This window comes from Dietzia sp. Die43 (assembly GCF_024519835.1).
Taxonomy (GTDB): Bacteria; Actinomycetota; Actinomycetes; order Mycobacteriales; family Mycobacteriaceae; genus Dietzia; species Dietzia kunjamensis.
Map to the genome: position 1 here is coordinate 16,431 of NZ_JALJRF010000022.1, position 20,471 is coordinate 36,901.

Annotated in this window: 18 protein-coding genes; 17 read left to right on the plus strand and 1 reads right to left on the minus strand. The window is 68.2% G+C overall.

Translation table 11 applies throughout. From position 1 onward, the window contains the following. The first annotated feature begins 214 nt into the window (after window positions 1-214). Genes NR111_RS16440 through NR111_RS16520 form a run of 17 tightly spaced genes read left to right on the plus strand, consistent with a single transcriptional unit; the run spans window position 215 to window position 16,632 of the window. Window positions 215-619, plus strand: a complete 405-nt coding sequence (locus NR111_RS16440; protein WP_187700301.1) for a hypothetical protein — start codon at window positions 215-217, stop codon at window positions 617-619. After that, the gene (locus NR111_RS16445) at window positions 616-2,670 is read left to right on the plus strand and encodes a cutinase family protein (protein ID WP_256821434.1); all 2,055 of its coding nucleotides are present in this window, start codon (window positions 616-618) and stop codon (window positions 2,668-2,670) included. The genes NR111_RS16440 and NR111_RS16445 overlap by 4 nt, the downstream gene beginning before the upstream one ends. Window positions 2,671-2,676: 6 nt before the next feature. Continuing rightward, the gene (locus tag NR111_RS16450) at window positions 2,677-2,958 is read left to right on the plus strand and encodes a hypothetical protein (protein WP_069388982.1); all 282 of its coding nucleotides are present in this window, start codon (window positions 2,677-2,679) and stop codon (window positions 2,956-2,958) included. Window positions 2,959-2,969: 11 nt separating this feature from the next. Continuing rightward, the gene (locus NR111_RS16455; RefSeq protein WP_069388983.1) at window positions 2,970-3,251 is read left to right on the plus strand and encodes a hypothetical protein; all 282 of its coding nucleotides are present in this window, start codon (window positions 2,970-2,972) and stop codon (window positions 3,249-3,251) included. A 20-nt stretch (window positions 3,252-3,271) separates the two neighbouring features. Continuing rightward, window positions 3,272-3,871 (plus strand): hypothetical protein, encoded by a 600-nt coding sequence (locus NR111_RS16460; protein WP_256821435.1) that lies wholly within the window; start codon window positions 3,272-3,274, stop codon window positions 3,869-3,871. 9 nt (window positions 3,872-3,880) lie between these two features. Further along, complete coding sequence (locus NR111_RS16465) at window positions 3,881-4,735, plus strand: hypothetical protein (protein ID WP_256821436.1); 855 nt, start codon at window positions 3,881-3,883, stop codon at window positions 4,733-4,735. A gap of 32 nt (window positions 4,736-4,767) precedes the next feature. Then, complete coding sequence (locus tag NR111_RS16470; RefSeq protein ID WP_256821437.1) at window positions 4,768-6,315, plus strand: hypothetical protein; 1,548 nt, start codon at window positions 4,768-4,770, stop codon at window positions 6,313-6,315. Window positions 6,316-6,324: 9 nt separating this feature from the next. Next, window positions 6,325-7,797, plus strand: a complete 1,473-nt coding sequence (locus NR111_RS16475) for an SCO6880 family protein (protein WP_256821438.1) — start codon at window positions 6,325-6,327, stop codon at window positions 7,795-7,797. 4 nt (window positions 7,798-7,801) lie between these two features. Beyond that, the gene (locus tag NR111_RS16480; RefSeq protein ID WP_256821439.1) at window positions 7,802-8,695 is read left to right on the plus strand and encodes a hypothetical protein; all 894 of its coding nucleotides are present in this window, start codon (window positions 7,802-7,804) and stop codon (window positions 8,693-8,695) included. Next, entirely contained in the window at window positions 8,692-10,482 is a 1,791-nt protein-coding gene (locus tag NR111_RS16485) for an ATP/GTP-binding protein (RefSeq protein ID WP_256821440.1), read from the plus strand. Before NR111_RS16480 ends, NR111_RS16485 begins: the two co-directional genes overlap by 4 nt. Further along, complete coding sequence (locus NR111_RS16490; RefSeq protein WP_069388795.1) at window positions 10,475-10,735, plus strand: hypothetical protein; 261 nt, start codon at window positions 10,475-10,477, stop codon at window positions 10,733-10,735. Before NR111_RS16485 ends, NR111_RS16490 begins: the two co-directional genes overlap by 8 nt. Beyond that, the gene (locus tag NR111_RS16495; protein WP_256821441.1) at window positions 10,732-12,348 is read left to right on the plus strand and encodes a peptidoglycan DD-metalloendopeptidase family protein; all 1,617 of its coding nucleotides are present in this window, start codon (window positions 10,732-10,734) and stop codon (window positions 12,346-12,348) included. The genes NR111_RS16490 and NR111_RS16495 overlap by 4 nt, the downstream gene beginning before the upstream one ends. A gap of 12 nt (window positions 12,349-12,360) precedes the next feature. Next, window positions 12,361-12,915: a hypothetical protein gene (locus tag NR111_RS16500; RefSeq protein WP_156776030.1), complete on the plus strand. Its 555-nt coding sequence runs from the start codon at window positions 12,361-12,363 to the stop codon at window positions 12,913-12,915. Window positions 12,916-12,924: 9 nt separating this feature from the next. Further along, window positions 12,925-14,718 (plus strand): type IV secretory system conjugative DNA transfer family protein, encoded by a 1,794-nt coding sequence (locus NR111_RS16505; protein WP_069388797.1) that lies wholly within the window; start codon window positions 12,925-12,927, stop codon window positions 14,716-14,718. Then, entirely contained in the window at window positions 14,702-15,208 is a 507-nt protein-coding gene (locus NR111_RS16510; protein ID WP_069388798.1) for a DUF4913 domain-containing protein, read from the plus strand. Before NR111_RS16505 ends, NR111_RS16510 begins: the two co-directional genes overlap by 17 nt. Continuing rightward, window positions 15,205-15,861 carry a hypothetical protein gene (locus NR111_RS16515; RefSeq protein WP_069388799.1) on the plus strand — a complete coding sequence of 219 codons (657 nt, stop codon included), beginning with the start codon at window positions 15,205-15,207 and terminating at the stop codon, window positions 15,859-15,861. The genes NR111_RS16510 and NR111_RS16515 overlap by 4 nt, the downstream gene beginning before the upstream one ends. Window positions 15,862-15,870: 9 nt before the next feature. Then, window positions 15,871-16,632 (plus strand): hypothetical protein, encoded by a 762-nt coding sequence (locus tag NR111_RS16520; protein ID WP_256821446.1) that lies wholly within the window; start codon window positions 15,871-15,873, stop codon window positions 16,630-16,632. A 7-nt stretch (window positions 16,633-16,639) separates the two neighbouring features. Here the strand turns inward: NR111_RS16520 and mobF are convergent, their stop codons facing one another. Further along, window positions 16,640-20,233 carry a MobF family relaxase gene (gene mobF, locus NR111_RS16525; protein WP_256821470.1) on the minus strand — a complete coding sequence of 1,198 codons (3,594 nt, stop codon included), beginning with the start codon at window positions 20,231-20,233 and terminating at the stop codon, window positions 16,640-16,642. Window positions 20,234-20,471 lie beyond the last annotated feature (238 nt).

Below are 20,471 nucleotides of genomic sequence, written 5' to 3' on the forward strand. Positions count from 1 at the left end.
AGGAGCGGGACAGGTTCGGCCCACGATTCAACCCCCGGCGTCGCATGAGTGTGTCGCGGTGTGGGACAGGGCGGTGCCCGCGAGCGGATCACCGGGTCTCTGGCTGTTGGGCGCGCATGGCGGCGCCGGGGTCTCAACGCTCTGCCGGTGGCTCAGCCCCGCGGGGGACGCTCAGGGCCGGTGGCCGGGCGGTCATGGCAAACAGTCGCCGTTTGTGGTGCTCGTGGCCGAGGAGTCGGTGACAGCACTGACTAAGGCCCACGCCCTGGTGCGGCAGTACGCCACCGGAGGGGCCGGCACGCACGCGCGTCTGCTTGGCGTGGCCACGGTCGCGCGGGTGCCGGGCCGGCGGCCTCAGCAGGTCCGTCAGCGGCGAGACGTGCTGGCGGGGTTACTTGACCAGATCGACGGGGGCGCGTCGCAGATGTGGTCGGTCCCGTTCATTCCCGGTTTGACCACCGTGGCGCTCGATGAGCTGCCCGTCTGGTCCCTCGGGGAACCACCCACGACGAAGAAACGACCGTCACCGCGTGAAGCGGTGCCCGCGGCCGTCGCCGAACTCGGCACTGAACTTATCGACGCCGCGCGGACTCAGGTCGCGGCCTGGGGCAGAAGGTGAAAGAGCAGATGAACACGCCATTGCAACTTCTCTCGGCGCTGGTAGTGACGACCGTGGTCGTGTCAGCTGCCGGCCCTGCGGCCGCGCAGACCACCACCGCTCGGCCAGGCCCGGGCACCTCGACCACGACCACGACCAGCAGGGGGATCACACAGTGCCCTGCGGTGCACATGCTGTTGGCTCCCGGCACCTCCGAGACATCTCGGTTCGCCGAGCCGAACAGCGACACCCACGGCTTCTTGTCCCAGCATCTCGTGCGGCCCGTGATGGCCGCGGTGAACGGAGGCAATATCGGGGACCTGTCCTCCGGGTTTGCGGCACTGCTCGACTTGCCGCCCGGGGTGCAGTCGCTCGCGGGCACCGCGGGAGAGGCGATCGGCCGGTCCATGCAGGGACCGAACCGACAGGCTGCGCGAGTGTCGCGCACGTACGTGACCTACCCCGCGACGGTCGGGGGAGCGCAGCCGCCCGGAATGCGGCACCTACCCGAGAACTTCGGGGACACCACGCCGTATGCCGAGTCGATGAACACCGGTGTGGAAATGACGGAAGACCTGATGGCGACGGTCGCCGCGAGGTGTCCGGAGACGAAGGTGTTCCTTGCCGGATTCTCCCAGGGCGCAGAAGTGATCAGTAACGTTGCTCGGCGCACGGGCGCCGGGCAGAGCGTCATCGACCCAGATCAGGTGGCCGGCGTGGCGTTGTTCGCCGACCCGACCCGAGCGGGGGGCACGCCTCTGCACCCGGACGGTGCCTCGTCGGTGGGGCCCGTGCCGGGCACCGCCGGGGAGAACGTTCTGCGCGCCATTACGGGCCTGGAGACGCTGCCGACGGCGAACGCGGGAGGGCTGGGCACAGACAACACCGGCCACGTGGGCTTTGGTCAGCTCAGCGACCGCGTCGTCTCGTGGTGCCTGCCCGGGGACTACGTGTGTGGTCTGCCGGTCGAATCCAAGCTCGTGGCCGACATCGTGCCGCTACTCGAGACGATGTCGCTGGGCGACCCGGTCGCCGCACTCGAGCAGCTCGCGCGGATCCTCGACCGGGCGGTCAGCGTCGGAAACCTGTCCGAGATCGCTGACTTCAGCTTCGGCGGCACGGGCTTCTCACTTCGCCCCAGCGCAGCCAATCCCACGCCCGTGCTGAACAAGCGGGTCCAAGCAGCCACCGAGGAGACCACCAGCTCGCCGACGAGCCGGAGCGAAGCACCCTTGACGAGCACAGCTACGACCGTGGCCGATAGCGCCGTGCCTGAGGAGGCACCGGCTGCGCTTCCGGCTCCGGAGCCGATCGTCGAGGTCACACCAGCACCGGCAGGAGCCATCGGCCCGCCGGCCCCGATGCCTCCAGGGATCCCGGGTATCCCGGGTATCCCGGGTATCCCGGGGTTGCCGGGGCTGCCGCCCCTGCCGACGCCGGAGCAGTTCGTCGGAACGGTTGTGGAGGTGGCCGCCGGGATCGGCGGGATGGCGCTTGGGGCGGCCATCACCGTCGCCCGCAAGACCATCACGCCGGAGAATCTTGCCCAGATCGCCGTGGCAGGAGTGACCGGTGGCCCCCAGGCCGCGGGCGCTGTGGCCGTGGCCAGGCTGTCCGACTCGGCGATGTCCCTACTGGAGCCGGGGACCGCCTCGGGCTATGCACGACAGACGCTGCAGATCCTTAAGGACGCCGGGGTGCCGGTCCCGGAGCAGGTGGAGCTCGCGGTGAGCCTGGCGGCGTGGCTGTCGACCAACGAGCACAACGCCTACGGAGAACGTCCGGTCCTGCCGGATGGGCGCAGCCCAGCCACAGCGACCCGGGACTGGGTGCAAGCGATCGCCGCTGATGTCACCGCCGACAGCGCGGACCCGCTCGCGCCGGCACCCCGCCAGACCCAGGTTGGACTCAGCGCTTTGGACTCCGTCGAGTTCAACCGTGACGCCGCTCGAGCGGCCCTCAACAAGGTCGGCCACACCACCGTTTCGACGTCGTTGGCTGCGAAGCCGGCGAGCACTACAACGCCCACCTCGAGTGCGGCGCCCACCTCTACCACCCTTGAAGGGAACTGACTGACCATGAACATCCGAGTGCTCGCACAGGGCGACACGTCCTTCATCAACAACATCACGCCCTGGCTTCCTGACTTTCTCTCCAGCCGCCTCACCGACGTCGCCGGGGTGGCGCTGGCGATCGGCATCGTGATCGCCGTCATCGGCGGCGTCATGGTCTTCGCTGGGATCGCGTTCGCCCGCCAGGACGGGCGCGGGGATCAGGTCTCCGGACGCCTTCTGTGGTGGGGCGGCGGAGTGGTCGGCCTGGGTGTGCTCATGCCGATCGTCGGCTGGCTGCTCGGATAGACGGCTAGCCAATGACAGCCCACACGCTCGCGCAGAGCCCACCCCCGGCCTCGCCGCAACCACTACCAACGGAGATCCAAGGGCTGCTAGCCAACTGGATCTCGATCGGGCTCGGCTTCGTAGCCGTGGCCAGCGTGGTGTTCATGGGCTGGGCACTGGTGGAAATCAGCCAGGCCAGGGAGGTGGGCCGCGAGCCCAAACAGGGCGTGGAGCGACTTCTCGTGATCGCCGTGGTGCTCATGTTCGCCTCGAGCATCGGCGCGGTCGTCTCGCTGATCTACACCCCGATCTGACGGCAATGAAGGAGCAGAAAATGCGCAGTCGCACACTGGTTGCCGCGGCGGGACTTGTGATGGCACTGACCGCGTGCAGTGCCGACGACGCGGGTACAGACGGGGCAGAAAGCGACCCAGACCTGACTGCCGCGCCCGAGGCGACCTGGTCGCAAATGGCCGGCATCGCCGTTCCGCGCGCTGACGAGTGCCCAGAAGAAACCGACCCGGTCGAACACGGTTATGCCCACACCCCCCAGTGCGCGGTGATCGCCGCCATGACCGGTCAAACGCTGCTGGCCACCACCGGTGACAACACGTGGCCGCAGATGGCGAGCACCATCCTGGCGCCGGGGCCTGGCAAAGACCAGTGGGCTCAAGCACGGGCCCTTATGTCGGTCGAGGGCCGCGTGCGCAATCCCGCAAAGTTCGTCGGCTTCCAGTTCACCGACTACTCGCAAGATCGCGCCCAGGTCCTCCTGGCCGTGGAGTGGCCCGACGGCACGCTCACCGCCCAGCCGACGCAGCTCGCGTGGCAGACGGGCGACTGGAAGCTCGTGCTGCCGACGCAACAAACCGCCGTCGATGCCGTCGAACTCGACAACCTCGACGACTTCACCGAATTTCGCGCCGACCAGTAGGAGCTCAACATGGACTCACAGCGACGAGGACGACTCACCGCAGCACTGATCGTCGCGGCCGTGGTGGTCGTTGTGGCCCTGGTCGCCGCCCTCATCCTGGCGATCGCCACCGGCGACAGTGACGACTCGGGCAGCGTCGACGCCCCACCCGCCACGAGCGCACGGGAGCCCACGGGGGAGACCGCTGCACCGTCGAACGACGAGACCACTGACGTTGACCTGGTCGGCCGCCAGGTCACCGTGGTCCCGTCCGCCGGCGGCACGCCGCGCGAGCAAACCGGGGAACCCGGCGCCTTCCCAGCAGGACAGGAGATGGTGGGCCCTCCCGAGGGGCTCGAGCTCCAGCGGGTCAGCAGCGGCACCACAGTCATGGTGTCGCGCTCGGACGGACCGACCGGGGTCGACGACGGGGTGATGACCGGCTACGCCCGCTCACCCGGCGGCGCGGCCCTCCTGGCCAGCAACTTCATGGGCCTGGGCATGGAGATGGGTGCGGCATACGCGGACTTCGTCGCACACTTCATGCCGACGATGGCCGGCGAAGACCCGGAGTTTCTGGACGAGATCCGGGCCCGCGGGGCCTCCGTCGACGGCCGTGCTTTGGTGGCAGCGCAGGGGTACAGCGCGCCGCGGTGGTTCAAGTTCGGTCAGTGCGACGAGAGCTTCTGCACCGTCGAGGCCGCAATGCCCTCGCTCCACGAAGCGGTTGGAGAGATCACCTCTCCCGATCCCAACGTAGGGATCCACGACCACCAGGTGATCCGTGTGTCGATGAGATGGGCCGACGACCAGTGGGAAATCGTCTCGCCACGCCCGATGACTCCAGTCACCGAGATTGACGGGTCGTGGTCCCGGTGGATCTGAGACCAGCACTGAAAGGCCTCGTCACCGTTGTAGTGGCCCTCTTCGTGGCAATCGCTGTTGCTACGCCTGCACACGCCCAGGACACCGGACAGAACGAGTTCCAGGAGTTCAACGAGGAGTGTCGTTCGGGCGACGGGGACGGCGGATTCTTCGACGGCGGTCTCCTGGGAGGCACCGGCGCCACCGACTGGCTCCGAGACTCTGCGCACGCTGGAGGCGCACGCGAGGCGCTGACCGCACTGCCCCGGGCGGCAACGTCCGGGGCGTGCATCGCGGGCGGCGCTGTGCAGCACCCTGGGGATGCGATCCAGGCCGCGGCGGATGCCGCGTGGGATGGGAAGCTCGCCGGGATTGTGCGGGAGATCAAGGACGGCAACCCGGCGGTGATCGGCTACACGCTGACGCTGTGGACGAAGTTCAAGCTGAGCCCGGACGCGCTCGAGATGTCCTCGTCGGGAATCAACAATCTCGTGTGGCAGGGCGCGATCGCTGGACTCGCGTTGAGTCTCGTCATCGGCCTGCTGAAGGTGGCTTCAACGCGGCGGCAGGGCTCCGGGGAGGCGATGGAGGACGCGGCCGCGGCGTACGGCCGGTACTTGCTCTACGGGGCTCTGGTTCCGGCCCTGGCGATACCGGCGATCATGGCCTTCGACGGCTTCGCTGATCTGCTGGTGAACACCTATATCGCAGATTCTGGGGACTTCACGAAGATCACCGATGCGGTCACGATCGGCGAAGACATGAACCCGATCTTGGTGCTGGTGTTCGTGCTCATCTCGTTGATCGGATCACTGGCGATGTGCCTGGCCATGGTCATGCGGATCATCTTGCTTCCCATCCTGATCGGGCTGATGCCGATCTTCGCGGCATGGGCGATCGGACGGGCGGGACGGTTCACCGTCGAGAACGCAATGGGTGTCCTGGTCGCGTTCGCGTTGCTGAAAGTCGCGGCCGCGTTCGTCTACATGTCGGCGGTGTGGGCGGCGCTGAACCTCGATGGGTCCGAGGAGAACAAGCTGGTCTCGCTGGTGCTGTTCGGGGCGGCCGGCTTGTGCGCCCCCGCATTGCTGGCAATCATCCTGCCTCAGATGAAAGGCCAGGCCGGGGGCTCGGCGAGCGCCCTGGGAGGGGCGGCCCTCGGGGCGACCGGTGCGGTCGTGGGCGGCACGATCGCCGCGGCGGCCACGGGCGGCGCCGGCGCCCTGGCGGCCGGCGGCGCGGCCGCGAGCGCGGCTGGCTCGGGCGGCGGGTCTGCGTTGGGCCTGACCGATGGGGGTTCCGGGGGCGGCGCTTCTGGTGGGCGTGGCCCGTCCGGTGGTGGCCCGTCCGGTGGTGGTCCGTCGACTGGTGGCGGATCGCGTGGTGGCTCGACCGGTGGCGGATCCGGGGGAGGCGGCGCTGGGGCTCTTGGTTCCGGTCCCTCGACCGGCGGTGGTCAGCAGGTGGCCGCGGCAGGTCAGACAGGTGCGCGGATCGCGCGCAATGCCGCCGGTATGGCCGGGTCGGCATTGCGGGCGGGCGGCGGGATTCTCGACGACTCGGTAGGCGCCCCGGTCAATCCGGGGTCGGCCTACCGGTAGGGGGAGCTGATGAGCGAGACGATGGCGCCGCAGACCGAGACGACCACCTACACCCTGGGCCGCAAGCGGGAACGCAACTTCATCGGCCGCATCCCGGTCCGTACGGCCGTGGTGGGGTTTGTCGGCCTCATGGCGTTCGTAGTGGCGATGCTGGCCCAGCAGGTGCGGTTCGCCCTGGTGGCCGCTCTGCTGGCCGTACTGGTGGGGGCCCTGGTGCATTTTCACCGGGACGGACGGTCCTTCGTCACGTCGGGGCGGCTCGTGGCCGCGCACGTGTGGCGCCGCATCACCGGGGAGAACCTCTACCTCTCGGGCCCGGAATCGCGGGTACCGGGCGGGCAGCGCCGGGCGCCGGGTCTGCTGGCGGGCACCGAGCTCCTCGAGGACGTCGACGCGAACGGGTACCGGTTCGGGGTGATCGTCAACCCTGCGGCCCAGCAGGTCACGGTGAAGCTGACCGGGCAGCTGTCCGGAGATGTGCTGCGTAGCGTCTCGGAGGCTGAGGCGACGACTGCGCAGTGGGGGACGTGCGAGGCGCAGTGGGCGCACAATCGGAATCTGCTGGCGGTGGTGGCCCGGCACACCACCAGGCCGTCAACGGGGATGCTGGCCTTGCGTGAGGTCGAGACCCTCGACTCGCCGGAGGCTCCTGGCCTCGCGCGGGAGATCCAGTTCGAGCGAGCCCGGATGCTGCAATCGGGGGGCCAGGATTACGAGTTCGAGCTGGCTTTCACGCTGAAGGTGTCGGTGTCACATTCCCGGGACCGCCGGTTCCTTGACCAGCTCCGTTACGAGGTCGGTGCGTTCTATCGCGGCCCGCTGCCATGGGCGGGGATCAAGGCGCGACCCATGACGGCGGACGAAATCGTGGCCTCGACGCACAAGGCGTTCAATCCCGCGGCCGAGGAAGACTTCGAGGAGCTGCACATCAAAGGTGTGCCGCACCATCTGCCGTGGTCGGATGCGGGGCCGGCGGTGGCCAAGGCGACCGCGCGCGGGTATTTCCACGACGGCACCTGGTCGCGGACCTGGGAGATGGTCTCCGCGCCACCGGCCACGTTCGAGAACAAGCACTTGCGACCTTTGCTGGAGCAGCACTCGCGGATCATGCGCAAGACCGTCTGTCTGGTCTACCGGCCGTTCCCGCCGGGAGTGGCGCATTCGCTGGTCGAGGCCGAGCACCGGGACGCGATGGTCGGGGTCAACGACGGCAAGACGATCAAGTCCGTTGACGCCGAGCTGCGGTTGGAGGGCACGACGGCCTCACGTAAGGCCCTGGCCAAGGGAGCCGGGTACGGGCGGCGATCGATGTACGTGTCGGTGACGTGGTTGCCGGGCGAGGACGACCGGGCGATCGACGGTGATGTGGAGGCGCTGGCCAACCAGCTGAACATCCGGGTTCGCGAAATGCGGCTCATGCAGGACTCGGCGTTCTCGTTCTGCCTCGGTGCTGGAGCCCTGCCGTTCGGAAGGAAGGACTGAGCGGATGTTGAACCTCAAGAACCTATTTCGATCGACTCCCGATACCCGCCCCCGCCCCCTGCGCGGACTGGAGGTCAGTGAGGCCGTCGATGCCCGCGGCTTCCCCCAGGCGCTCGTCACCGACGCCAGCCGCCACCAGATAGCCGTGGCGAGCCTGGTTGATGATGCCGGGATCGTGGAGCAGGAGAGGGTCAGTGCGTGGACCCGTCAGGTGGCGGGCCTGGACCGGCTTATGGCCGGTTTCGCCTGTGACAGCACGACCTCAGCGCCACCGCTGCTGGGTGGAGTGTTCTCGGCCGCCGACAAGACCGAGCGAAGCGACCTCACGGAGTTGGCCTCGATCGTGGCGGTCGACGCACCGACCCTGTACGACGCGGCCGCTCTCGCCGGCCTGCCGGCCCGGCCTGCACGCGAGAGCGAGATCGCCGGGCGCTGCGGTCACGTCCTGGACGCGGCGCTGCGGTCCATCGAGGATCTATCCGAGCTGACCTGGGACGAGTCGTCGCGCAGTGTCCGAGTGGGAAGTGTGGAGTGCGTCAGCTTCACGCTGTCGTGCTCGGATCCGGCCAGCGGAGCAGAGGCCAGCGCGGACGTGTCCGAGGTGCTGGCCGAGTGGGACGCCGCCGGCCACATCTGGCGTACCCGTTGGATGCGCCCGTTCGTCGATCCCCTGTCGGTCAGTGAGGTCGAGGCCGCCGACGGTGGACGGGTGTGGTCGACAGTGACCGTGGCCGGCGGACACGAGATCGCCCAACTGTTCTTGCAGGCGCTGCGGCCGCGTACCCGCCTGCGGGTGCGGCATGAGTCCGGGCGCCAAGGGGTGATGTTGGCCGCCAACCTGGGACTGGGTGTGGCGGGGTTCCAGCACGCGACGATCGAGACGGAGCTGCCGCTATGAGCATGTGGAGAGCAGAGGAGGCCACCGCCGACTACGGCGAGCTGTTCCGGGCGATTCTCGACGGGCAAGAGAAGTACCCGCTGCCGTGGACCCGCCGAGGGCGGGCCCTAGGCAGATGGCAGAAGGCCAACCCGGATGAGGTCGGGCGGATCAAACACGAGTCGCTGGCCCGGCATGGTGTGGCCCCGGTGGTCGGAGAGGATGCGTGGCCACGAGCCGGGGCGCGCGGCTTTCGCGCCCCCTTCGCCGCCGGGATCGGGTCGGGTCTGGTGCGATCGGTCACTGCTCCGAACGAGTTCATGATGGCCACCAACTACGCCGCCGGGTGGAACCCCAACTCGGTCGGCTCGCCGTCTCCGATGATCGGCCCGCCGATCGGGCGGAACCTGCTCGACGGCAAGGACCTCGGCTTCGACTGTCTGAGCTGGCTAGAGCAGAACCTGCTGTCGACGCCGTCCGCGTTCTTGATGTCGGTGCCCGGGCTGGGCAAATCCTCGCTGGTGCGGCAGATCCTGCTCGGACACTCGGCCCAGGGGCATGTACCGATCATCCCCAACGACCTCAAGGGGGAGTACGTCCCCCTCGCGCTGGCGGTCGACGGGCAGGTGATCCGGATCGGGCACGGCCTGGACCGGATCAACCCCCTCGACGCGGGCGCTCTGGGTTCGGTGGTGCCGGTCCTCCAGGAGGCGATCGCCACCCACACCGGGGACACCGACGCCGATCGGGAGAGGCTGCGCATGTTGGAGCAGCAGCTCCATCGAGCCAAGAAGGAGGTGGCCGCCGGTCAGCGCCGCATGATCGAGACGCTGGTCTCGCTCGCCCGGCAGGGTCGAATGGCCGACTACGAGTCCGCGGCCGTGGCCGTGGCACTGGACGACTTGTACGCCGAGGACGGCCCGGACGGGCGCAGTCGCTGGGTACATCCGCCGGAGCTGACAGACCTGATCGCCATGCTGCAGGCAGGGTCCCGGCAGCTGCACCAGGTCACCGTCTCGGCGTCGGACGAGGAGTACCACGCCACCGTCCGGCCGCTGCTGCGCAGCCTGTATGCGATGCAGCACGGTGTGACCGGGGAGATCTTCTCAGGGCAGACCACCACGCCCATCGACGTCAACTCCGCCGCGGTGGTGATCGACGTGTCCGCCCTGGACGACAACGACGAAACCGTGAAAGCCGCGGTGATCATGGCGTGCTGGTCGGCGGCAGCGGGCGCGGTGACGGCGTCGAAGATTCTCGCCGATGCTGGCCTGCGCAAGCGGAAGCTGTTCGCCTATACCCTCGACGAGCTGTGGGGCACCCTGGCCGCCGCGCCGGGGCTGACCAAGCATGTTGACGGTCTCATGCGTCTGCTGCGAACAATGGGCTGCGCGGTGTACCTGGTCACCCACGGGTCCAAGGATCTGGAGACCCTGCCGACCGAAGCGGATCGCAACCGCGCGATGGGGTTCATCGACCGGGCCGGGGCTGTGATCTGTGGTGGGTTGCCGGCCGACGAGCTGCGCCTACTTGGCGGAAAGCTCCCCTTCACAGCGCGGGAGATCGCCGAGATCACCTCATGGTCACAAGGGGCCTCACCAGACCGGGAACGCTCTGCGGATGCCCCTGTGCCGCCGGGCCGCGGGTGTTTCATGATCAAAGCCAGCAAGAGCACCGCGCCCGGCATCCCGTTCCGCACCGACATCTCGCCACTAGAGACGAAATGGCGACTACACGACACCAACGCCGCGTTCGAGGACGAGTGGAAGCGCAAGTCCGCGCGAGCCGGGGGACTGGTCAATGCCTAGTCCCGCCGGGGGCTACAGCCCCGAGTTCAAGGAAGATGTCGTCGATCGGTTCGTGGGCTACTTCAGCGCCTCGTCCACCCTGTCGTCTGCGGCCGCGAGCGCGGCGCGCGACTTCGGTGTGGCGACCTCCACGGTGCTCAGCTGGGCCGAGGACCAGCAGCGGATGCCGCGTCCGACCTGGGGGGAGATTCGGCGCCTGCGCGCCGCGAACGCGCACCTGTCCGCTCGGTTGCGGGAACTGGAAGACCGGTGACCCTCAAGGGGCCGGTGCTGGCGCTGGTGATCGTCCTCGCGGTCGCGTTCGGGTTGACCATCGTCGTCTCCTCCTTCATCGAGGACGACGACCGGTGCGCACCGACCGGAGGGTCCAGCTCAGCGGCCGGCGGAGTCCCCGATGGGGACTACTCCAAGCCCATCAAAGACGGCACCTACCAGGTCTCCTCGGGCTATCGCTCAGCCGATCGCCCCGACCACCGGGGCATCGATTACGCAGCACCCGTGAACACTCCCATCTACGCCTTCGCCGACGGCGTGGTCACCGAATCGGGCCCCGCTTCGGGATTCGGCAACTGGATCGTCATTGACCACGAGGGAAACGGTGGGGACGGCATGTTCTCCACCGTCTACGGGCACATGCCAGCGGACGACCTCAGGGTCAAGGCCGGCGACGCAGTCAAGGCCGGCCAGCATATCGCCGGGGTCGGCAACGAGGGCCAATCCACGGGCGCCCATCTGCATTTCGAGATCTGGGCAGGAGGCCGCTACGGCGGCCAAGACGTCGATCCGGTGCCGTGGATCGACAAGGCGACCAATCCGGGCGAGGCCGGCCAGAGGCCCGCTCCCGCACCGACACCGAGAGAACCCACGGACCGGGGTACGCGCGGGGGAGAGCTTCCCCCGTCGGACGTGGTGTCCGAGCAGAACTTGCAGGTCGACTCGGTCCGCGTGGCCCGGGCCGTCGCCCAGAAGTTCCCCGAAGTGCAGACGATCGGGGGGTGGCGCCCCAGCGACCCGTTCCCCGACCACCCGTCAGGCAGAGCCGTCGACGTGATGATCCCGGACTACGCCAGCGGTGCGGGTAAGAAGCTCGGCGACGAGATCGCCGACTACCTGTTCCGCAACAAAGAAGCGTTCAACATCGAGTACTTGATCTGGCGGCAGCAGTACATTCCCGCCGAAGGCCAGCCGAGCCAGATGGAAGATCGGGGCACCCCGACCGAGAACCACTTCGATCACGTGCACGTGACCGTGGCCGGAGGGGGAATGCCCACCCCGGGCCAGAAGTACGGTCCCGCCCCGGAGGGAGGTGGTCCCGGTGTCGGCGCCTCCACCGGTGAGTGCGTTCCGGACGGTGTCGGCGACCACGGGCGCGCGCTGAACGACGGTGAGATCCCGGAGGAGCTGCGCAAGTGGATTCGTCTCGGCGGGCAGGTGTGTCGCGAAGTGGATTCGCCGCTGCTGGCGGGGTTGCTCTACCACGAGTCGGCAGGGTTCCAAGCTCGGGCTGTCTCGCCAGTGGGAGCGCAGGGATATGCGCAGGCGATGCCTGCTACCTGGGCCTCTCGAGGGGCGAAGGTCGACGAGAACGGCCAGGTGGCCGGTCCGCCGGGCTCTGGCTCGCCCTCCGATCCCGCAGACGCCACGATGTTCGCGGCCCGCTACCTGTGCGAGATCGCCGAAGGCCAGCGCGAGGGCATCGCCTCAGGTCAGCTCTCCGGGGATCCGCAGACGCTGATGCTGGCTGGGTACAACGCCGGCCCGGGCGCCGTCCAGCAGTACGGCGGGGTTCCGCCGTACGCGGAGACACAGAAGTACGTCGTCATCGTGCCCGCAGAAGCCGCCAAATTCGCCACGACAGCAGGGTAAGGAGCAGTGGCCATGGAAGCAGAACAACGACGCCTCTTGATCATCGCGGGCGTGATCGCCGCAGGCGTGGTGGCGGCGTGTGTGGTGGTGACGCTGGTGGTGGTGATGCTGCGGGCCGGAGGCGACGAACTCGGCACCGACGCCCATCACGTGCACGCAGAACCGACAGAGACCGCGGAAGGAGCCGCGCGGGCCGCGATGCGGCAGATCTTCACGTGGCGGCCGGCCGAGCAGGCGGGCCCCTGGGACGCACTGCACGCGGCCGCGGACACGCTCACTGGGCCACTGGCCGAGGCGGCGGCCGAGCGCCCGGCCTCAGAGCCACTGCCTAGACAGTGGGCGGCGTGGGCGGCCTCCGGTGACGTCGTCGTGGGAGCTGTGGAGCTCGCCAGCGATCCGGTTGACCCTCACGCCCCCCGGGCCGAGGTGCGTCTGATCCTGCGGCAGGTGGTTCAACACACCGACGGCGACACGACCCCGCTTCCGGAGATGGCAGCGCAGGTGGTCGTGGTCCGTGAGGGACACGCCTGGAAAGCCGCGCAGTACCGACTAGAGATGACGAGATAGGGGCACATCATGGCTGGCAACGACAATCCGAGGAACACCCGAGTCTCGCAGTTCCCCCCCGAGCACGTCGTGCTGCTGATCATGCTCGCCGGGTTCGTGGCGATCAACGTCTCGGTGTGGGCGGCGCATCGTGCGGCGGTCAAACTCGGCGGCGCCGAGCCACCGAGCCCCTTTCCACTACTCGGCGCTATCGAGGTCCTGGCGCGTGACTCGGTGACCTGGTCCCCAGCGGCGACAGCCCTGCTGGTGACCCTATGGCTGGTCGTCGTGGTGATCGCCGCCGGGATCTTCATCGCTCGCCGGCGATGGCGACTGCGGCGCACCGGGGGCACGCAGTCCCGCATCGCCCACGCGACCCGACAGATGGCCTCGACCAGCGACATCGCGACACTGTCCCCGCGTGCGCGTAAACGGGAGCACCAGAACAACAACCTGCCTGACTGCGGCTGGTACGGCTCCTACCTGGGCCGGGAGTGGAGCACCGGGCAGGTCCTCATGTCGGGCACCGAGGACAACGTGTTGAACCTGTGGGCTCCCCGCGAGGGCAAGACCACCAGCAAGGCCATCCCGGAGATCTGGAACGCCCCCGGCCTGGTGGTGGCCACGAGCTGCAAGCGCGACCTGATCGACGAGACGATCCAGCTGCGCGAACACGTCGGCGAGGTGTGGGTGTTCGACCCGCAGAATCTGGCCCCCGGCGCTGGTGAGGGCCGCGGGTTCTTCTTCGACCCGCTCGACTTCGTCCGGGCGGCACGATACTGGGACGGCTCGGCGTTACGCCTGGCCGAGATCTTCGAGGGCGCCACCACTGCCCGGTCGGCGGTCTCTGGTGATGCCGGCGAGAATGCGTTCTTCTACCAGCAGGCCCGAGACTTGCTCACCGCGCTGTTCCTGGCCGCGGCTCTGGGCAACAAACCGATCACCGACGTCTACAGGTGGGTGTCCGCGCCGGGCGCCGGCGAACCACTGAGGCTGCTCGCCGGCAGCACCTACGAGGCGCAGCACGACGACCTGAACGCGAAGTACTCGCTGACCCCACGCACCCGTGACGGGGTGTTCTCGGCTGCGAAAAACTGCATCGCGTGCCTGGGGCTGGCCGAGGTTCGGGAATGGCTGACCCCGCACGGCCACCGCCGGCGTTTGGATGTGACCGCCCTGGCCCACGACGATCGGGCCACGCTGTACATGCTCACCGAAGAAGACAACCCCGTGGCCCGTCCCATTTCCACGGTGCTGGCCATTCTGGTCAGCGAGGCGTTGAAGAAGCGGGCCTCGCAGTTCGAGCGGGACCGGCTCCCGGTCCCGGTGCTGATGGTGCTTGATGAGATCGCCAACGTCGTGCGATGGCCGAACCTGCCTGAAGCGCTATCGACCTACGGCTCCCGTGGGATCCTGTTCGACATTTTCCTCCAGACCTACGCGCAAGGGGAGGAGATGTGGGGCCCAGTCGGTATGCGCAAGCTCTACGCCTTGGTGGCCATCAAAGTCATCGGGCCAGGACAGACCGAGCCAGAGTTCGCGCAGATGGTCTCCACTCAGGTCGGCACCTACCGCGAGGTCGAGCGGTCGGTGTCGTACTCCAATGGCAGCGGTTCGAGTTCGCAACAGGTCGGCGGCGACAAGCCGATCTTGTCCGTCGACGAGATCCAGAACCTGCAGAAATGGCAAATGATCGTGATCGCCAAAGGCCGACGGCCGATGCTCGCGCGGATGATTCCGGCCACCCAGCAGGACTTCTCACCCGCCACGCGTGAGCTGCTCGATCGCCTGGAGAGAGGACAGACCGGTGTCACTGTGGACTGATCTCGTGCGGGCCGCGACGCCCAAACCGTTGCAGAACCAGATGCAGTCCCTGGCCGTCGACGCCTTGACCGGCTACGCCGAGCATCCGGGCCTGGGGTTGGCGCTGCGCCGAGCGGCACACCGCGCCGCCAAGCGGTACTCCGTCGAGGATCTGGGGATCCCGTCGAACCCGCGACATCCCACTGTGTACGACTTCTTCGACGACTATCTACGCCCCGCCTACCAGGTCCAAGATCGCTCACAAGCCAACGCCTGGTGCGGCAAATGGTGGGCGCATCAGAGCGTGGTGTTCCGTGTCCGGGCGATGTGGCGCAGCTACGAGTACCTGGCGGTGACCGATCCCATGCGGGCCGACGAGATCTTCCTACGCACCGTTGGCGATCACCACATGCGGATCCTCCTCGGACCCGAATCGCCGATGGCCTCGTGCCGAAGCCACCACGAACCCTCCGAACTCCTGCGCTCAGAACCGATGGAGAAGACACAATGAACAGCCAGAGTCGCGAGCAGCACATGTCGATGCTTGCCCGAGCCAGCCGCATAGCCGGACGTCAGGGCGGTTTCCGCGAACGCACCCACTACCTGACGGCCGCCGAGCTGCGCACGGTTCCCGTCACCCGGTTACTGAGGGAGACGGCCTGGGCCGATCGCCCCGACGCCTCCGAGCAGTGGAGAGATGAACGTCGCCAGATTGTCGCTGACGAGTTCGCCCGCCGGGGCTTCGAGACGGCGGCCGCCGACGTCTGGCATCGGTGGGAGCCCGCCGACTACGACGCCCGCGCCCTCCTGGAGGAACAGCGCCGGCTCCAGGCCGAGCGCGAGGCCGCCCAGACGCAGGACAGACAAGCCGATCGCGGGCAGGAGATGACGGTGCTGTGGGCGGTGTCAGCGCTGGTGACAGCCGGTGCGGTGACTGAGCTTGTCGACGGTGATGAGGTCATGGAGCGAGTGAGCACAGCGTTGTCGCAGGCGTGGGACGGCCTTGAGAGCGACCCCGCCATCGGTGGCGAGCTGGACATGTCCACAGGGGCGGACCTGTCCGCCAGCCTGAGCGCCGTCTCTGCGTCGGCCACCGCGGAGACCGCCATGGCGCCCGATGTGGCCACGGCCTCTCCTGAGATTGACCCCGACATCGAGATGTAGGAGACCACCATGACCGAGCCGACACCGCACGCGACCGAGCTGCGGGCTCGACTGGGATCTGCACTCTCCGCCACAGGGTCCCCACTGATGCTGGAGCCGTATCGCGCCACCTGGCTGCCCGAGGACGAGCTCGCGTTCTCCGACTCGCGCTTCACAGGTAGTCACGCGCTGATCCCAGGAAGTCGAGCAACGCTCCTGGCCTCCCGACTCGAGAACCTACTCGCCACCGAATCGATCAGCGAGGTCATCACCCGTATCGAGAACCTGTCGGCGGCGTACGAGATCGCCGACGCCGTCGAGCGAGAGACAAGCGGAACAAGCCCGCACGCCCGCGCTGCCCGCGCCGGTTTCGCCGACAAGGCGCTCGCACACGCAGTGGTCAGCCTGTACTCAGGCGACGATGCGATGACGGTGGACGTACCGGTGGGGCACGTCAACCTCTATAACGAAGACGAGATCGGGGCCAGCGCAATGCACGCTCTGCAGGACGAGGTAGACCGGGTCACCGGCACCACGTTCCTCGAACGAGTGGAGCTTCCGCAGCCCGTGGGGAAGATTATCCACGAGGGGACGTTGTCGCCCTCGAACGCGGCCGAGAGACCCAGTCCGTTCGAGGCCGAGAGCTCCAGCTCGATCGAGGGTGAGAGATCCAGCCCGTTTCGGCTCGGGAACCTGTTCACACGTCGCTCCGCTGAGAACAACCGCTCCGTGGTCGACCCGGTCACCAGCCCAGGGCGCGACGCAGCGGCCGAGAGCTGGTTCGAACTGTGAGCTGAGGCTATACCTCTGGCCCCTGTGACGGCTCCTTGCCGGGCACAGGGGCTTCGTGGTGTGTCGGCCCGTCCGGCTCCGGCTCGCTCGAACCCGGTTGCGAGCCGAACGGGTCGACGTCGAACGGGTTGGCATCGAAGGGGCCCTGGCGCTGGGCCGCGCGGTGGGAGGCCGCGAAGGGGTCCAGCTCTGCGTCGACCGAGTCGAGATCCTCCTCCGGTGGGGTGTGGGTGAGCTTGGTGTGTTCGGTCAGGGTGGCGGCTGCGTAGTCGGCCAGCTCGGTGTCCATTCCGGGGTGCCGAGAGGGCAGGGGCGCCAGGGGCCCGAGGTCGGCATCGGTGTCTACTTCGTATCCCGATAGCCACCCGGTGGCCGAGGCGATCGGGGCGTCCGGGGCCTCGACCTCGTGGTGCCACTGTGCGATCGCGGCGGCGACGTCGACGCCGCGGGCAAGCGCCTTGTCGACGGTGGCGCGCAAGGGCGCTGTCTCTTCCGCCAGCACCTCACTGGCCGTCATCGTGGCCACCAGGTGCGTGGTGTAGTCACGCACGAGCAGATCGCGTGCGGCGGCGTAGCCGGCAGCCATGCGGTCTGGGTCGTCGGCGGCGGCTAGCGCGTCGCGGAGTTGTTCGGTGGCGGTGGTGTGTCCGTCGTCGCGAGCCAAGGCAGCTTCGAGCACGCCCCGGGCGGTAGTGAGTCGGTCGTCAACCTCCGGAGCCAGGTGTGGCTTCTCAGTCTCCACATCGAGCGGAGAGTCGGTGACGGCGTAGGCGTGGTTCTCGGCCCGGCCGCGAGACAGGGCGACGTACAGGCCGCGGCGGTTGGTCGCCTCGTCGACGACGGTGCGGGAGACGTCGACGGTGATGCCCTGCGCGCGGTGGATAGTGCTCGCGTATCCCAGCTCGGTACAGCCGGCGACATAGTCGGCATCGAGGGTGACCCGGCCCCGGTGGCCCAGGTGCCGCACGGTCAGTGAACCGTCTGCGCCGACCTTCTCCACGCGCCAGCGGTCACCGTTCTGCACGCGGGAGCCGGGCCTGGTTCCGCCCTTGGTGCGTAGCTCTCCGTTGTTGGTGCGGGTGACGACGATGTCGCCGCGGCCGGCGGTCAGATCGTCGGCCAGGTCGACCAGACCGCGCGTAGTCGCGGCTCCAGTGTCACGGTGACGATTCTGGATCTGGGTGTTGAGCTCACGCACCGTGGCGGTGGTGGAGGCCAGGACGATTCCGTCGCGGCCGGCGTCAGTGTCGGCGAAGTGAGCGGCCACCGCGGCGGCGATCATCTCCTCACGGTCGCCACCGTGGACCCAGCCTTTGTCGGCGTGGAATTGCAGGGCGTCCGGTTCGCCGGAGCGGATGCCGACGGAGGCGTGGGCCTGCGCGGTGTCGTCGCCGAACCGGACGACGTCGGTCAGTTCGGGGGCGTTGGTCTCGGAGGCCACCAGGCGCATGAGTCCGCCGGACTCGACGGCGTCGAGCTGCGCGGGATCTCCAACCATGCGCACCACCGCGCCGCGATCGCGGGCGATCTCCACGAGCGCCGCGACGTCCTTGGTGGAGGCCATGGCGGCCTCATCGAGTAGCAGCATCGCACCCGGCTCGATGGTGAGCGGCAGTGTGCGGGCGGCGAAGCCCATGGACTCCAGTTTTCCGCGCCAGCGGTAGGTCATCGAGGCCAGCGTGCGGGCCTCGGCGCCGATCTCCTCACCGAGGGTTTCGGCGGCGACCGCGGACGGCGCCAGGGCGATGACCTGCCGGCCGGAAGCTTGCCAGGCGGCGGTGACGGCCTTCATGGAGGTGGTCTTGCCGGTGCCGGCAGGGCCGACGCCGGCGGCGACGAGTTGCCCGGACAGGCAGAAGTGTTCGGCCAGCGCGCGCTGTCCGGGGTTGAGGACGCGGCCACTCGCGGACTCTTGCTCGGCGATCACTGCCCGCAGTTGCTCGCCGGTGGTGAACACCGCCACGGGGGTCTGTGCGGCACCGGTGACCAGTTGCTCGGAGTCGAGCATTGCGGTTGAGGTGTGGAGCTGCTCGCCGTGGCGCTCGAGGACACTGAGCCCGTCGGAGTCGCGCCGTAATGCGGTGGGCGCCTCCAACGTCTCGGGCGTCGACAGGGCCACCGAGTCACGTCTCAGGGCGTGGTCCACCACCGCGGCCACGGCCTCGTCGCGATCGGAGGGTGAGGTGAACGCGACGTTGGTCAGCTGGGTCTCGACCACGGCACGCACGTGCGCGTGGGTCCACGTCGCGCGGGCATCGGACACGGCCTCGATGACGCGGGCGGACTCGACCTCGACGGCATCCATCTGCCGCACCGAGGGGTTCATCTCGCCTGCCTGACTGTCCGGTGTTTCGGGGTTCAGGGCACGGGAGACCATAGCGTCGACGGCGGCTTCTGATCCGAGGTGACGGGCGGCCAATCGGCGCCAGGTCGACTGGTGGTCGGCCAGCGACCGGGACTCCTGCTTGCCTTCCCGGGTGTCCAGTGTGGCTTGCTGCAGAAGCGCGTACTGGACCGCCTGAGTCGGTGCCCGGCCGTGGGTGGCCCGGTACTCGGCGAGGAGCTCGTCGCGGCGAGCCTCGACCATCTGACGGCGTGAGGAGAACGCCCGGCACAGCGTCTGATCAATGCCGGCGACCTCCCAGACGGGCTGCCTGTCGCGTGTGGGATAGCGGGCCTCGAACGCCACGCCCATCTCCCTGCGAAGGCGATCAACGATCGCCGCGTTGTAGCGCTGGGACGCGGCCACGGCGTGCTTGTGTAGCGCCGCTCCATCGAGGGCGGACCACTTGCCGTCGACGCCCAACACCTTGTTCGACACCGCGCAGTGGGTGTGGAGGTTCGGGTCGCCGGCGCGGGTGTCGTAGTGGTCGAACTGGGCCACGATCAGACCGTGGGTGTCGATCTGCCGCTCGCTGCGATCACCGCGGCGGGTGAAGGCGGCCTCGCGCTCGATCCACGCCAGGGAGTCGTTGACGCACTCGCGGTGGATGCGTTCGATCTCCCGCCGAGTGTCGGTGTCCGCCAGGGCCCACAGGGTGCTGACGGACTTCTGCGGAGTGAACACCAGATCCATTCCGGCGACCGGCTGACGCACATTGCTGCGCTGCGCGGCGGCCCAGGACAGCAGCTCCCGCTCCGTGGGTGGCTGGTGCCCGAACTTGGCGCGGTAGTGCTTGCCTGCCAGCGTCCGCCAGAGGTCCGAGGTGGTGGCCTTGTCGATCGTTTGGCCCTCCTCGGCCAGCTCCCGGAGCGTGGACTTGTACTCCTCCACGAGTGGGATCTCGTTCTTGAACTCCGGGAACTTCCGACCGAGCGCGGTCTCTTTGAGATCGGCGCCAGCCTCGAGCATCTGGTCGGTGTTGGGGTGCCGGCCCTCGCCGAACAGCGCCTTCATCTGCTCCTCGGACACAGTGCCGGAAACCGGGCTGATCTCAGAGAGCGCTTCCAATCCAGCGCCGTGCCAGCGGCCGGGAGGGGTGCCGTTGGCGGTGTAGTAGTCGGTCAGCTCCTGGCCACGTTCGCGCAGCCGGTCAGCAGTAGCTACCTGACGTGTCAGGTAGCTGTAGCCGTCCCCGGCGTGCAGCACGTGGAGGGTCATCACGACGCCCACTCTAACCCCACGTCAGCGCCCGGTCACGGACGAAGTCTGAAAATCAGCAAGAGGTGTGTGCGGTTTGCTCTTCGAGGAGGGAGCGCAGCGATCGACGAGTACGAAGCGACAGCGGAGTGCGGAAGGAGGGCAGTCGAAGCGACAGCGGAGTGCGGAAGGAGGGCAGTCGAAGCGACAGCGGAGGTCATCAACGACGATCGGAGAGCGTCAAATCATTGAGCGTTGC